At 33.1% G+C, this 14,390-nt stretch carries 14 protein-coding genes; 4 read left to right on the top strand and 10 right to left on the bottom strand.

Annotated features, from left to right (window positions below; all coding sequences use genetic code 11):
* Positions 1 to 28 precede the first annotated feature (28 nt).
* From L1I30_RS07905 to L1I30_RS07895, 3 genes are all read left to right on the top strand, one after another.
* On the top strand, positions 29 to 283 hold the full coding sequence (locus L1I30_RS07905) for an acyl carrier protein (protein ID WP_236133739.1): 255 nt from the start codon (positions 29 to 31) through the stop codon (positions 281 to 283).
* Positions 280 to 858 (top strand): 4'-phosphopantetheinyl transferase superfamily protein, encoded by a 579-nt coding sequence (locus L1I30_RS07900; protein ID WP_236133738.1) that lies wholly within the window; start codon positions 280 to 282, stop codon positions 856 to 858. The genes L1I30_RS07905 and L1I30_RS07900 overlap by 4 nt, the downstream gene beginning before the upstream one ends.
* Before the next feature lie 81 nt (positions 859 to 939).
* Entirely contained in the window at positions 940 to 1,656 is a 717-nt protein-coding gene (locus L1I30_RS07895) for a hypothetical protein (protein ID WP_236133737.1), read from the top strand.
* A 147-nt stretch (positions 1,657 to 1,803) separates the two neighbouring features.
* On the opposite strand, the gene L1I30_RS07890 is transcribed toward L1I30_RS07895, so the two are convergent.
* Complete coding sequence (locus L1I30_RS07890; RefSeq protein WP_236133736.1) at positions 1,804 to 2,379, bottom strand: hypothetical protein; 576 nt, start codon at positions 2,377 to 2,379, stop codon at positions 1,804 to 1,806.
* Between the two features lie 151 nt (positions 2,380 to 2,530).
* On the opposite strand from L1I30_RS07890, the gene L1I30_RS07885 reads away from it, so the two are divergent.
* On the top strand, positions 2,531 to 4,501 hold the full coding sequence (locus L1I30_RS07885; protein ID WP_236133735.1) for an aconitate hydratase: 1,971 nt from the start codon (positions 2,531 to 2,533) through the stop codon (positions 4,499 to 4,501).
* A gap of 117 nt (positions 4,502 to 4,618) precedes the next feature.
* Here L1I30_RS07885 and L1I30_RS07880 read toward each other — a convergent pair whose 3' ends face one another.
* The 9 genes from L1I30_RS07880 to L1I30_RS07840 form a co-directional block, all read right to left on the bottom strand.
* Complete coding sequence (locus L1I30_RS07880) at positions 4,619 to 4,918, bottom strand: HPF/RaiA family ribosome-associated protein (protein ID WP_236133734.1); 300 nt, start codon at positions 4,916 to 4,918, stop codon at positions 4,619 to 4,621.
* 135 nt (positions 4,919 to 5,053) lie between these two features.
* Positions 5,054 to 5,980 (bottom strand): cation diffusion facilitator family transporter, encoded by a 927-nt coding sequence (locus L1I30_RS07875; protein ID WP_236133733.1) that lies wholly within the window; start codon positions 5,978 to 5,980, stop codon positions 5,054 to 5,056.
* 358 nt (positions 5,981 to 6,338) lie between these two features.
* Positions 6,339 to 7,172, bottom strand: coding sequence for a DUF6602 domain-containing protein (locus L1I30_RS07870; RefSeq protein WP_236133732.1), 834 nt, complete (start codon positions 7,170 to 7,172; stop codon positions 6,339 to 6,341).
* Positions 7,165 to 9,312, bottom strand: a complete 2,148-nt coding sequence (locus tag L1I30_RS07865; RefSeq protein ID WP_236133731.1) for a ThiF family adenylyltransferase — start codon at positions 9,310 to 9,312, stop codon at positions 7,165 to 7,167. The genes L1I30_RS07870 and L1I30_RS07865 overlap by 8 nt, the downstream gene beginning before the upstream one ends.
* Positions 9,305 to 10,312 (bottom strand): nucleotidyltransferase domain-containing protein, encoded by a 1,008-nt coding sequence (locus tag L1I30_RS07860; protein ID WP_236133730.1) that lies wholly within the window; start codon positions 10,310 to 10,312, stop codon positions 9,305 to 9,307. The genes L1I30_RS07865 and L1I30_RS07860 overlap by 8 nt, the downstream gene beginning before the upstream one ends.
* 5 nt (positions 10,313 to 10,317) lie before the next feature.
* On the bottom strand, positions 10,318 to 10,941 hold the full coding sequence (gene lexA / locus L1I30_RS07855) for a transcriptional repressor LexA (RefSeq protein WP_236133729.1): 624 nt from the start codon (positions 10,939 to 10,941) through the stop codon (positions 10,318 to 10,320).
* Between the two features lie 373 nt (positions 10,942 to 11,314).
* A complete protein-coding gene (locus L1I30_RS07850; protein ID WP_236133728.1) occupies positions 11,315 to 12,463 on the bottom strand; it encodes a hypothetical protein in 1,149 nt (382 codons plus the stop codon).
* A gap of 5 nt (positions 12,464 to 12,468) precedes the next feature.
* Positions 12,469 to 13,167, bottom strand: coding sequence for an ABC transporter ATP-binding protein (locus L1I30_RS07845; RefSeq protein ID WP_236133727.1), 699 nt, complete (start codon positions 13,165 to 13,167; stop codon positions 12,469 to 12,471).
* A 4-nt stretch (positions 13,168 to 13,171) separates the two neighbouring features.
* Positions 13,172 to 14,389 (bottom strand): ABC transporter permease, encoded by a 1,218-nt coding sequence (locus L1I30_RS07840; protein WP_236133726.1) that lies wholly within the window; start codon positions 14,387 to 14,389, stop codon positions 13,172 to 13,174.
* Between the last annotated feature and the right edge of the window lies 1 nt (position 14,390).

The raw sequence follows: 14,390 nt of genomic DNA, 5'->3' as shown, positions 1-14,390 counted from the left end.
AGAAGCTTCAAATAAAATGGAAACGAAAATGACCGATAAAGAAATTCTTCAAAAATTAAAAAAAATAGTTACTCCGTATGTTCAAAATGAAGAAGGCTTAAATGATTTTGATGAGACTACTGATTTTTTAAATGATCTTAAAATTAATTCTGCCAACCTGGTAGATGTAATCTTAGATGTTGAAGATGAATATAAAATTGAAATAGATAACGATTCTATGAATGGGATGCTTACAGCCGGAGATGCCAGAAAAATCATTCAACGTAAACTGAGAAATGAGTGATTGGTAATGATATTATAGATCTGGAAGTAGCCGCTTCACAGCATACTTGGAAGCGTAAAGGTTTTTTAGATAAACTGTATACCCCCCAAGAGCAAGAAATTATATTAAAAAGTGATAGCCCCGCGCTATTCGTATGGGCGTTATGGGCTATGAAAGAAGCTAGTTATAAAGCGCACCAAAGAAAATTTAATTTACCTAGAAGGTTTAATCCTAAAGATTACTGTAGTAAATTGGATGATATCAGGGATAATTATATCCTTGGAACTGTTAATATTGGAGAATGCCTATATTACACCGAAGTTCATAGAAGTATTTATAAACTGCACTGTATTGCTTCCCAAGAAAGATCAATTAATATTGTTGAATATCACACGTCATCAATAGATAGTATTAAATCACATCTTATCACAAAGATTTCAGAAGAACAAAATATTAAACCGGAACTACTAAATATTCAGAAAAACGAAAATTTTATTCCCTATGCCTCCCATAATGGAAAGCCTGTTTGCAGCAAATTTTCCATCTCACATCACGGAAAATATTCCGCATATATTCTGGCGTTAACAAACTGCTAAAAGCCAGTTAAACAATATTAAATAGGCTTGTAAAAAATCCTCCCGGTTGTAAATTGAAGTATAATTAAAAACTATAACCATATGAAGACAGTAGATAAAATGGAAGTGTTACATAGCCAGTCAGCTGAGTACATTTTACAGGGTGAAACAGGGAAATTTCTCAAGCTTATTCCGGACACATTTATAATTAAGGGTGCTGAAAATAATGGCGAATTTAATCAGGGTTATGCCATAAGACATATTAATAGAAAGGATATTTTATTGATTGATGTAGTAGAAGAAGCTACTAAAGAAGCTGTAAAAACATTAGTAAAAGATGGCTACAGTATTAAAGGAATTTTGCTATCCAATTCTTCTATAGCCAAGAATGCATATGCCGATTTAAAAACACTATCTGAAGATGCCGGTGGGGCATGCATATATGCACATCCAAGAAATTCGATTAGAGACGATTATAAAACTAAGGACATTACATTAAGGAATGAGGTGTTCAAGAACTTTGGTCTAACTATTTACGATCTTCCCGGGAATGGGGGAGGCTCTGTACTTATCCATTCAGATATTAATGATGGAATGTTATTCACCGGTGAGGATGCACATGGAACCAGCTATGATATGGAAGAAAATACTTTTAACAGGCCGGTTATGAATAGTAAAAATGATGATTTTGGTCTTTCTCAAAGTTGGGGGGCGTTTGATAAAGAGTTTACATATTTATTCCCGTTAAAAGGGAAGCCCGGATTTAATTTAGAAGAAGGAGATCAAACCGATATTCTAAATAGTTTAAGCAGGGCTTAATAAATAATTACAGCTAAAGGACTATTCCTGAACTATATTCGCATCATTCCCAATTTAAATTGATTTTTCAAAGTTTAAGATCATAATAAATTCAGTTTGATGAATTGATTATAGTTTTCGAATAGTCCTTTCTATATAGATTAATTTCTAATTGTTTCGAGCTTCTTCCTCCTTTTGTTCTTCTTCTTTTTGATCTATAGCATCGTTCACATTCTTTTCTTTCAAAATAGGATGGCTTTTCACGCCTATTCCAACAATTAAAATGATACTGGCTATTGTTCCATATAACATGGTTACAATGGCTATAAAACCACCGCCTAAAATAGAGGCTAGTCCTAAAGTGACATAATAAATGATTACAAACCATGAATTAGGAACTTCATCACTTTCAGTAATGGGTAGATTCATCATTAAAAAAGTAATAATAGCAGCAATAATAAGTATAGTGTCTGCCTTTGCCATAGTAAGCACATTTTTATAGTGTGCGGTGGTAAGACTGGACTTAGAAGATCGGCTCAAACTAAAAACGGTAAGCATTAACGCTAAAATTGTGGTAGCTCCCAAAATTACAGTGTTACATAGCATGTTTATACCTGAGAGGGAAGAAGAAAGTAATTCTTTAGCCTTGTAACCAGATAGCTCTCCCAAGATAAATGCTCCTGTACCCATTACAATAGTAGATACAATTCCTCCAACAAGTGCACGCTTTATTACAATATTCATTTAAATAGTTTATTGGTTAGGTTTAATTAGTTTGAAAGTAATACGAAATTTAAAAATATAGTTTTCTCGAATAGCACAGATATAAGGTATTGTTAAAGCTACCGGTTACCTCAGTTTAAATTTTTAATTTAAAGAATAAAATTTAAGTAAAATGTCTAAGTTAAATGTCACCCAAAAATTAATTAAAGAGCACCTTCTTTCCGGAGAAATGATTCCCGGAAAGGAAATAGGTATAAAAATAGATCAGGCACTATTACAGGATGCCACTGGAACTTTGGTTCAATTAGAACTGGAGGCGATGGGACTTAAAAAAGCAAAGACCGAAGTAGCGGTACAATATGTAGATCATAATTTACTTCAAACCGATTTCAAGAATGCCGATGATCACTTATTCCTACTTTCTGCTGCTCAAAAATTTGGAATTTGGTATAGTAGGCCGGGAAATGGAGTAAGTCACCCGGTTCATATGGAACGATTTGGAAAACCCGGAAAAACACTTGTGGGATCTGATAGCCATAGTTGTGCAGCCGGATCTTTAGGTATGTTAGCTATTGGAACTGGAGGTTTGGATGTAGCTGCTGCCATAGCCGGTCAACCTTATTTTGTGAAAATGCCAAGTATTATGGGGGTAAAACTTACCGGTAATTTACCAGATTGGGTTAGTGCAAAAGATGTTATCTTGGAAATGCTAAGAAGGTATGATGTTAAAGGAGGAGTAGGGAAGGTTATAGAATATTACGGAGATGGCCTGAAACACCTGAGTGCTATGGATAGGCATGTAATTGCAAATATGGGTGCAGAACTTGGCGCCACAACCACTGTCTTTCCTAGTGACAACGAGACGAAGCGTTTTTTAAAATCTCAGGAAAGAGAACAAGACTGGATAGAACTTATGGCCGATGAAGGTTGTACTTATGATTTTAATGATGAAATTATACTGGATGATCTCGTGCCCTTAATTGCTCTGCCAACTAGTCCCGGGAATGTGGTACAGGTAAGTGAAGTAGCAGGAAAACCAATAAATCAGGTTGTTATTGGGTCTTCTGCAAATCCGGGATTGAGAGATTTTTGGATGGCGGGAGCAATAGTAAAAGATAAGAGTATAAATAGTGATGTCTCTTTTGATGTGAATCCTACTTCCCGCCAAATAATACAGAATATGATTGATAACCGTGCATTTGCCAATTTGATCAAGGCTGGAGCCAGGTTCCATCAATCTGGTTGTATGGGGTGTATTGGAATGGGGCAGGCCCCGGCCTCCAATACCATCAGTTTAAGAACAATGCCGCGTAATTTCCCAAGCAGGTCTGGTACTGAGGATGATATGGTACATTTATGCAGTCCTGAAACCGCTGCCGCTTCAGCTTTAACCGGCAAAATTACCGATCCCAGGGATTTGGAAAAATTATATGGGATGAGCTATCCACAGTATGAGAGTCCTGAGGTAGAGATTATAAATATGGAAATGCTGGTTACACCACCGGAAGATGGATCTGATATTGAATTGAAAAAAGGTCCGAATATAAAAAGTTTACCGCATATAGACCCTTTATCTGATAGCTATACTGTTCCTGTACTATTAAAAATGGGTGACAACATCTCTACCGATGAGATTCTGAAAGCAGGAGCAGAGGTCTTACCATTTAGAAGTAATTTACCCGAGATAAGCAGGTACTCGTTCACAGTGATTGACGATACTTTTTATGACCGGGCAATGCTGGCAAAGCAGGATAAGGGAGGACACATTGTAGTAGCAAAAGAAAATTATGCTCAAGGATCTAGCCGAGAGCATGCTGCCCTTGCCCCTAAATATTTGGGTCAGGTAGCGGTAATTGCACAAAGCTATGCTAGAATTGCATGGCAAAATCTGGTTAATTTTGGGATACTACCTTTAGAATTTATGGATATTTCCGATTATGATAAAATTGAACAGGGAGATATGGTTAGTTTTAATAACCTAAGGGGGGACGTTCAAGCTAGAAAAAACATAGTGGTGAAAGTTCAGAAACCAGATGGTTCGGTTTTGGAATTTGAAACTGTTCATACCCTAAGTGATAGACAGATAGAAATTTTATTAAAAGGGGGTATTATTAATGAGTTTAAGGCACGTCTTATTAACTAAATAATTAGTTAAAGAAGGAGAGGAGGTGACTCTTATAATTCTCATGTATTTATAAAATGAGAAATCCGCAGTAGATAAATTCTACTGCGGATTTCTTTATAGTTCCCTGTGAAGATTCTAGTGTGTATTCATCTGGGCTTTGCGTTTTTCCAACTGTCGTTCTAAGTCTCTAACTGTTTCGGCAACTGCAGCTTCAAAAGAATCTTCATTAGATTCAGCATACAATTGAGGTCCCGGAGCACTAAGTTTAATATTACAAATAAATCCTTTGGGCTCTTGTCCGTCCTGTTTTTTAAAAAATACTTCGGCACGAATTACCCAATCGTATTTTTTAGAAAGTTTATTTAATTTTTCGTCTGTTAATTCTTCTAAACGCTCACTTTTAGCAAGTTGAACAAATTGAAATATTGATTCCATATTATTGTGTTTTATTTTATAGCAATAAACCTAAAATCCAAATTCTACCAAAACACATTAGGCCTTTGTTAGGGAAGATTTAAGAAAGAATTTGGTACGAGAGTTATTTGCTATAAGGGTTATTGAATTTTTTAGTTATACTGAAATTTCATTTATAATATTATTGGTGGTTTGTAAGTAAACCTGAGTTATTTTGGGTTGCTTAAGCTTTATTTCCATTCGAAGTTCTTCCATGGTATTTTCGGCTTCGAGCAGTTCCAGGCTATTTTCAAGATCAATCTCAATAACCAGTAAGATACTATCCGGACCAAAATGCATGGTATGGGGTAGACCCCAATCTTTTACCTTAGTGTTTCCAGCAAGGATTTTTTCTACTGAGACTATGACCTCCGGATTGGCACTTTCTCCTAATAAAAGGCCTTTACTTTCTCTGGCAAGAAAGGTGGCTACGCTTAAAAGAAGTATTCCAATAAATATAGAAGCCGCTCCATCAAGGTACGGATTATTTAGCTGTTGCGAAAGAAAAACCCCTAATAGTGCAATGCTTAAACCAATTACCGCAGCGGCATCTTCTATAATGACAGCAAAGGTTGCAGCATCTTTACTACGAACAATATTAGTGATTATATTTCCAGAACTGGCTCGTGATTTATTGAAGGCTTTTAGGGCTAAATACAAAGCGGTTCCTTCAAAAACTAAAGCTGCAATAAGAACAATGTAATTCCATGTAGGATCGGCAATTACATGAGGATCCTGTATGGCATGAATACCCTCATACAAAGCAAAGCCACCCCCAAGGGCAAAAATTAAGATGCTAACAACAAAACTCCAAAAATAAACTTCTTTCCCATATCCAAAGGGGTGCAATTCATCAGGTTCTTGTTGAGATTGTTTAATGCCAAAGAGTAATAGAAATCCGTTTCCGGTATCGACTAAAGAGTGAATTCCCTCAGCTAGCATTGCTGAGCTACCTGTAAAAAAAGAAGCAACAAATTTTCCTATTGCTATTAAAAGGTTTGCGCCAATTGCGCTATAGATTGCGATTTTTGATCCGCCGGCCATATTTAAATAGTTTTTTTGAAAATTACGATTTTTATTAGAAGAGGGAATAACTTTAATAATTATTTAGTTTTTATAATTAAGAGCGGAAGATCGAATTATTAAAAGGCAACTGAAATAAATGTAAATAAGGTGCAGAGGAGTTTCTTAAATATTCTATTTTACATAATATAAATTATAGTACAAATATAATATATGGGTAAAACGGCGAATAGCTGTAACTGCTAAATTATAATGTTTATACGGCTAATTTAAAATTACGAATGTCTTATATCCTACGAACATTAAAATTGAGAGTGAAGTCATTAAAATTGTGAAAAAATCTATGAAAAAATAATGATAATCATATCTTTAAATGAATTTAAAGATCATCATCAATTTCAAAACTAATTGCTTTCGCATATTCTGATAAATCAATAGCCGCGACTGTACCAATACTTTGTTGTAAATATCTAGTTAATTGTAAAAAAAAAGTAACTAACGAATTATTCCTCTTACTAAATTCAATGTCATTCACTTTTCTTTCAGTATAAAACTTAAAAAATAATTCATTATGTTCTTTAAAAGATAATTTCACACCTCTGTCAATTTTAAATATGTTGTCATCCTTTTGATAATCTACATAAAAGCTCTTATTCTTTACTGCACAGCCAATATCAATTGATTTTAATCCTTTTAAACTTTTAAGATGTTTTTCAATTGTGACATCTTTAATTTTTGTTTCTATAGTTAATATACCTCCAAGTATTTTGGTTAAAGCTCTCGGATCCTTTGATTCTCCTCTATCAATTATTTCGGTGGATGTTCTAAATAATTTTCTAACACTCTCAATTTTGTCTCCTGCATATATGATATTTTCTTTATCCAGATCTGGTTTAACTTCAAAAATAGCGTACACCCCTTCTGCTGGTATATAAAAAATACCATTTTGTTTAAATACAAAAGGTGTATATGTTTGATCATAAATCACCAAATCAATTTGATGGCTTAATTGTCCTTTGGAATCAATTACAATTGCCTTATCAACGCAATATCTATCTGGCAGATAGGTTCTCAACCATTCAATCCAAGTATTTTCAAGAGAATCCCCTTTAGAACCTGGATGCTCTATAAACGTCCTATTAGTGTTTAATTGAGCCTCCATTTGAGTCTGTAAGCCTCCAAATAACTTTCTTAAATTTATTTTATTACTCATAGTGCTTCAATCTTTTATCAACCAATATGTAAAAATCTTTGCTAAATAATATCTCTGAGATTCCTGCTATCATGAGCAAAGGAGTGTTTACATTAATTTTTTTATCCGTAGCGATATCTTTCATTGCTTTTAAATCAGTAGTGCTTGGACTTGTAGGACCATCGGGATGAGAATGCCACTCTCCGATATATTGAATCTTACCTGCAGTTTTTTTATGTAATTCCTTCAATCTATCATTCAAGTTACCGGGTTCCCTTATGAACTTTGTTCTGCCGTTACGATATTCATCGGGAATTAAAATATCTGTTATTATGAAACCTGTTTCATTTTTAAAACCAATAAATACTCCTCCAAACTCCTTTGGATAATGTAATCTTGTAATTTCTTCTATTTGATTAAGAACAGTTTTAGACACTAATATTGAACTACTAAAATCCCTGCAATAAAAATTTTCAAAATTTTCAATTTTTATTTTGAAATTATCTTCAAATCTAGGTTCTATTATTAAAGTTTTGTTCTTCTCCCCTTTATTAAAATTGTCATTAATGATTTTAAGTCCTGTATTCAGCAAGGCATTTATATCTACGTAGTTTGCCTCGAAAGTTGGATAACCACATCCAGTACCTTCGATGAAGGTTGCCTCATCATTTCCAATGAAGTCATATATGATTTTAGATTGTCGGGTTAAGTATTTTCCACTTATTGAAGTGAATGCTTTAGCTTTATTATTAATTCCAAAACTGAATACATCTCCTGTGAAGTCTATCTTATCTAAAATATAGGTTACTTCAGGATCAGTTGAACAGTCAAAAATTATATCTACATTCTTGTTAAAAATTTCCTTAACCTCCGTCAAGTTGAAATGATTCAATTTTAAACTTATTGAAGCTAAATTAATAAATGGAGATATTGACTTAAGTCTTCTTTCTAATCTTTCCGCTTTTGGAAAAATCAAATCATCTAAAGTGAAATTAGCTCTGCATAAATTTCCACCACGTATTGAATCAAAATCTTCAAGAACAATGCTTCTTGCTCCTCCTCTAACTAGCATTTCAGCCAAAGAGCTGCCCAATGCTCCACAACCTATTATTAAAATATGAGAATCAGTTATTTTTTCGTTAAGTTTTCCTCTGCCAAAAAATCTAGAATAATCTATATTTTCTGTACTACCCCAACGGATTTTATCCGTTTTTAAAAATGTTTCGAAGCCTTTATTATTAGATTTTCTTTCACTTTTTGGAATTTTCAGATGACCAATTGGTTTTTCTATTTTTTCTATTCTTATTAAATCCCAATGTTCCTCATAATCATCATGAGTTGGAATTTTATAACCAATCAAAATGAATAACGAAGAATTTTCAATAAAAAATGAATCCCCAAACTTGCCTTTTAAACCATGATACAAGTATTCCTGAAATTCATTTGAAAAAAAATCTTTGAATTCATCCCAAGTCTCTAGAGCTCTTCTACCTATGCTATCTTTTTTGATGGGTTCTTCTTCAATGAAATAATACAAACCTTTTTTACAGGTTTTACTTTTTAATTCTTCAATAAAAGTTTTAGACCAATTATCTTCGATACCAGAATCGAACCCTAACCTGAAAAGTTTTTTAACTGGAAATTTCTTCTTTCCATATTCTTCAGATGAGAAGATGGAATAATCAAAAATTCCAAATTTGTTTTTTTTAAAATTGCTATTAGTATTTGTGAAATAAAGTTTATCCAATCTACCTATTTCAGTATCAGGAATTATGTATGTATAGTCATCATCCTCCTTATCAAAAATAAAATAATCTCTAATCCATTGTTTTAGACAATTTAGTTCATAGAGAAGCTTGTGATCAAAGTTATCGTCTTTATCTGGGTGAAAACAAACAGAACCATCGGGGTTAATATGATTTAATCCTATATAAGCATCATTCCTAAAAATTATTGAAATGTTATCAGCGTTAGGATGCGTCAGCGGATAAGTTGAGGGAATTTTAATGTCATATGAAGTCCTTGTATTTAAATAATCTACTTCAATTTTACCTGAAAAATAGTTACCATTTCTTTTAATTTCTTCTACGATCGTTACATCTTTATCCCTATCGATTAGGTCATTTATTTTGGTTATTGTGATTTGATCCTGCTTATCCAAATTTACTAGTGCTTAATACTGATGCAGATGAAGCTTTTGAGTTTGCATTTTCCTCATCATCATTATCGTGTTTATCATTTATCGGAAAGTAATTTTTAATTTTATCTGAATCCTCGTCAATTTCTTTGATAGTTTTTTTCATATCTCTTTTTGTATCAGATTTAGCAGTATCACTCATGGAATCGGACACAATATTGTGCGAGTTGGCCGGATCAACTAAATCATTTTGAGTTATATTATCAATTATATGGTTCATCACCATCTTCACCTTTTCCCATAAATCAGACGGGATATCCTCAGTCTTATCAAAGGCTTCTTTAGTATATAGTTCCATCATGAATGACTTAATCAGTTTTCCTCCATTCTGAATTTTTCTTTCAGTTTTCCATACTTTAAGTAGCTTCGCTATTTTTCTTTCGTGAGTCCTATCAGCTCCTCCTAGAAGTTCCAGGTGTTTCTTAATGTTTGTTTTAATCCTGGTTTTATTAATATCTTCTTCCTTTTTAGACCTATTCGAGGGATTTATATATAAGCTCAAATCGTTATTGTTTGAATAACTATCGTTATCAGGCCTTTCACGACCAGGAACTACATCCATATCGAATATTTCTCCGTCAATTTCAAACTCTAAACCGATTGAGACTTTTTGCTTTCTAACCTTATCCTTAGTTATATCATCATCCGTTTCAGTATATTCATTTTTTAAGTATTTATATACCTCTTCAAACATTTCTTTAAGACTGCTAAATCCTTTATCACTATCAGAAACTTTCTTTTTAAAAGGAATACAGCAATCGATATCGAATTTAGTATTTATAGCAGTCTTTTTTGCATAGGATCCTGAATCAATAGCATTTGAAGCTTTAAAATCAGAAAACTTATCATTTAAAGCATTTTTCACCTTATTCTTTTTTGCAATAAACTTGCTCAAAAGTTTAACTTTATTAATATCGTGTGTATCAAGAACCTTATTAAGATGTTCGTTTTTATCTATAGCCATATTATTTATAATTTTATTATATTTTCAATAATCCCTTGGATTCTAAAATTCTCATTAAGAATTATTGGTTGGTGTATTTTATTACTTGATTTTGGTTTTAAAATAACCATTCCATTACTTTTATTATACTCTTTAACAGTAGCTTCATCATCAATTAAAGCCAATATTCTATCTCCATTTTCTGCATTTTGCTGCTGCCTTACCAATAATAAATCTCCATTTTCAATTCCAGCTTCATCCATTGAATCTCCTTCTGCTCGTAATAAGAAATATTTATATCCATTTTTTATCATTTCTATAGAAATGGAGACTTCTGCTTCAATATTTTCATCTGCAAAAATTGGCATCCCACAAGCTACACTTCCTAATAAAGGAATTTTTACAGTTTGTGCTCTCGAGCCAAAATCTTCAGGTATTTCAAAGTCAACTATTTGATAACTCCCGTCATTTTTTTTTCTTAAGATTTTCTTTTCTTCAAGGTTTTTTAATAAAATTGCTGATGAACGAGGTGATTTATAATCCAATCCTGTCATTAGTTCTCGAACACTTGGTATTCTTCCTTGATTAACAAGAAAATTTCTAATAATCTTTATTGCTTTTAGCTCTTTATCAGATAAATCATAAAACATACGCTAATATACACTTTGCATACATCATGATTATAATTGTAATGCTTTAGTTATAAACTAGTTATTAACATTACACGAAATCGTAATGGTATTTACTTTAGGAGTATATTGTTCTTTGTAGATTCCCGTAACGTAGGGAAAAGAAAATTTTATTTTTATAATCCCATACCACACACATTTCCACTTCGCTCCTATCGTCGCTTCGGGAAAAGAGTATTCCATTATGTTTTGAGAGAACATTAGAGAAGAAAAAAAATCTAGGTAAGTACTTCGCTTTTACAAAAGCAAAGTTACATAACGCTTAACATTATAGTACAAATGTGATTTCTTAAGAAATAGGTGTTATGTATAAATGTCGATTTTACTTAAACTATTAAAAACTCCATCGCAACCTCACAAATAAACTGTTGCCTAAAGTATTGTAATCTTCAAATTCAAAAAAGGATTGTCCAGTAAAATTGAGTTCCCAATTTGTAGCTATAGAATAATCTAGACTTGACATAACAATAACAGATTGATTTGTTGGTGAATAAATTGTACTCAAAGTTCCTCTAAAAATGGGTGTGAATTCTTTGGCTAATTGTAGAAATCCTGAATATTTATAAGGCATTAAATTCTTGGCACTTAAATTAGTGTACAACAAATTGCCTATGCTGCCAGACAAAGCATTTGCACTGCTATTATATAGAACTGAACCATTTATATACAATCCTTTTTTAAAGCCATAATCAATAGAAACAGAAGTACTCAATACATTTTCTGAGTTAAAATAGGTCTCATAAGGAACAAAATAGGAAACTTCGCCTTTAAAACCAGCATTCTTTAAATTTCCTGCCCAACCTGCTCCAATTACCCAATCTTTTTGATATACACCTGTAATTAACTGAATATCATATTCCCATTTGTTAAACTTATACATGGCCGCTACAATATGATCATCCTTACTTCTACCCTTTTTTGCTGTAACTTCAATCTTACTGAAATCTCCTAAATAATATTGTACTCTTATGGCATCACTTCCCGGGCGCTCTTCGTAATCGAAATCTAAAAAGTTATAGGTATTGAAGATATCATTTGGATTCCATACTAAATTCATTCCCCAGTTAACACGTTGTCTCCCTAAAGTGATATCCCAGTTACCTTTAATATAATTCACCAAAGCTCTATCAATAGTGGTATTAAATAGAACATCATTGTTGTCAATAATATTCCAAGAAAGATCTGTAATCCCATTATCATTAGAAATCATTTCAGAAAAACCAAGTATATTTTTCACATTATCACCGTAAAACAATCGGTTTCTAAGCTCCAACCTCAGGGTGATTTCTTCCGAAGGAATAAATTTAAAATTCAATCTGTTATGTAATGTGGTTGTCCATTGCAACTGTTCTAACTTGTCAACAAAACTAAATTCATGTAAGTTTTTAATATAACCAGACAGGAATAGCTTTTCCTCCTTTTCTTGAGCATTTATAAAGGAAAAAAAGAATAGTAACAGGTATGTTGAAAACAACCTTTTCATCTGGTTTATGAAGGTATTTGTTGCACGTCGGACGCTACTTTACCGTCTACTAAGGTGATGACCCGTCGTGCTTTTTTAATTACGCGCTGATCGTGTGTTGAAAATAAAAAAGTAATCTTTTCCTCTTTATTCAATTTAGCCATGATATCAAGTAAATTAGCCGCTGATTTGGAGTCTAAATTAGCGGTAGGTTCATCGGCTAATATTATTTTAGGTTTTGAAGCTAGTGCCCTGGCAACTGCTACACGTTGTTGTTGTCCACCCGAAAGTTCACCTGGCTTACTATTTATTTTATCTTCAAGTCCAACTTCTTCCAACAAGGTTAAGACACGTTTTTCTCGTTCAGCTTTGGGCATATGTTGCAACTGCAATACAAAACCCACATTCTCTTTTGCGGTAAGTACAGGAATCAAATTAAATGACTGAAATACAAATCCAATATTGTGTAATCTGAAATCTATTAATTTGTTTTCTGAGAGTTCTGTGATTTCAACACCATCTATAATTACGCTTCCTGCTGTGGGTTCATCTAAGCCACCCATCATATTCAACAAAGTAGATTTCCCTGAACCAGAAGGTCCAACTAATGCTACAAATTCTCCTTCTTCTATGTGGACGTGCACATTTTGAACCGCATGAACAGGAACCGTTTTTGGGTTGAAGGTTTTACTAACATTATGAGCGTCGATAATCGTTTGTGCCATAACCTTAAATTTTACGTATTGCTTCTGATGGATTTAATTGCAGCGCTTTATAAGCGGGATAAATAGCCGATAATATGCCTGTTATTATACACATGCCTACAATAATTACATATTTATCATGATCTAAAGCAGGATAGATCATAGAGCTGAATCCGTATGATGCTAAACCTTCAGAAAACATAGATAAATTAATTCCGGTTCTCCCTAATATTGTTACCGTCAACCAGCCTGTTAACAAGCCAATTGGAGTGCCAATTAGTGTTATATAGAACGTCTCTAGCATAATCATAATAAATATTTTACGCTTGTTTAATCCAATAGCCATGAGCATTCCGAGTTCTCTAATCCGTTCTAATACAGACATTAACATGGTATTGATTATGCCAAAAGTTAATGCCAATAAAATGATACCGCTAATGATATAGGTGTATAGATTAAAAGATTCTATAATCATTTCCAGTTCAGGAGACAACTCTTTCCAATCTTCAATTTTTCCGTTAGGCACTACTCCAACACTGAAGTTTTTAATAGTATCTAGCTCCTTTTCATCTTTTACCAAGATGGCTATTTCATTGCTTTCTGATGGTTTAAGTTCTAATAGTTCCTGTAGGTGTTTTTGTTGCACATATACATTTACTTCATCTAACGAAATGTTTTTAGATCTGTAAATTCCCCCAATTCTAAAGGCTGCTGAAATAATTTCAGATTTGGTATTTGTAAAGGTCAATACCACCTTACTTTTCAGTTTTACTTTAAGTTTTTTAGCTAGTTTTTCGCCAATTAGCATTTCATTTTCTTTTCCTGAATCAAAATAAGCACCTTGGCTTACATACTCATTCAATCTAATTTGAGTGACTTCTGACGAAGGATTGATGCCGTAAATTTTCACACCGCTTGCTGTTGTTGGTGAAGTGATCATTCCCGGGGAAATAACTCGAGAACTTACCGAAGCAATACGATTATCAGCTTGAAATTGCTTCATTTTTTCATCCGTATTGGTAATGGTGTATTTAGAATCGTTTTCTTCTTTAAAAGTTGGATGATGAATTTGAATGTGAGATAATTGTATGTAAACCGATTCATCTATATTGTTCTTATACATACCCCACGAAAATGACAAAATGAAAATTCCTGCCCACACCCCAATAATAATAGAGCTTATTACTACTAAGCTTCGGGCTTTATTTCGCCATATATTTCGCCAAGCAATTTGAAACAACATA

Origin of the sequence: Gillisia lutea, from assembly GCF_021568705.1 — a bacterium.
Classification (GTDB): domain Bacteria; phylum Bacteroidota; class Bacteroidia; order Flavobacteriales; family Flavobacteriaceae; genus Gillisia; species Gillisia lutea.
The sequence above is the reverse complement of the archived record's forward strand: the minus strand, read 5'-3'. Positions and strand labels throughout refer to the sequence as shown.

Excerpts from the sequence above, each read along its gene's own strand:
- L1I30_RS07905 (WP_236133739.1), top strand. The coding sequence starts at position 29 with ATGACCGATAAAGAAATTCTTCAAAAATTAAAAAAAATAGTTACTCCG.
- L1I30_RS07895 (WP_236133737.1), top strand. The coding sequence starts at position 940 with ATGAAGACAGTAGATAAAATGGAAGTGTTACATAGCCAGTCAGCTGAG.
- L1I30_RS07890 (WP_236133736.1), bottom strand. The coding sequence starts at position 2,379 with ATGAATATTGTAATAAAGCGTGCACTTGTTGGAGGAATTGTATCTACT.
- L1I30_RS07885 (WP_236133735.1), top strand. The coding sequence starts at position 2,531 with ATGTCTAAGTTAAATGTCACCCAAAAATTAATTAAAGAGCACCTTCTT.
- L1I30_RS07880 (WP_236133734.1), bottom strand. The coding sequence starts at position 4,918 with ATGGAATCAATATTTCAATTTGTTCAACTTGCTAAAAGTGAGCGTTTA.
- L1I30_RS07875 (WP_236133733.1), bottom strand. The coding sequence starts at position 5,980 with ATGGCCGGCGGATCAAAAATCGCAATCTATAGCGCAATTGGCGCAAAC.
- L1I30_RS07870 (WP_236133732.1), bottom strand. The coding sequence starts at position 7,172 with ATGAGTAATAAAATAAATTTAAGAAAGTTATTTGGAGGCTTACAGACT.
- L1I30_RS07860 (WP_236133730.1), bottom strand. The coding sequence starts at position 10,312 with ATGGCTATAGATAAAAACGAACATCTTAATAAGGTTCTTGATACACAC.
- lexA (WP_236133729.1), bottom strand. The coding sequence starts at position 10,941 with ATGTTTTATGATTTATCTGATAAAGAGCTAAAAGCAATAAAGATTATT.
- L1I30_RS07850 (WP_236133728.1), bottom strand. The coding sequence starts at position 12,463 with ATGAAAAGGTTGTTTTCAACATACCTGTTACTATTCTTTTTTTCCTTT.
- L1I30_RS07845 (WP_236133727.1), bottom strand. The coding sequence starts at position 13,167 with ATGGCACAAACGATTATCGACGCTCATAATGTTAGTAAAACCTTCAAC.
- L1I30_RS07840 (WP_236133726.1), bottom strand. The coding sequence starts at position 14,389 with ATGTTGTTTCAAATTGCTTGGCGAAATATATGGCGAAATAAAGCCCGA.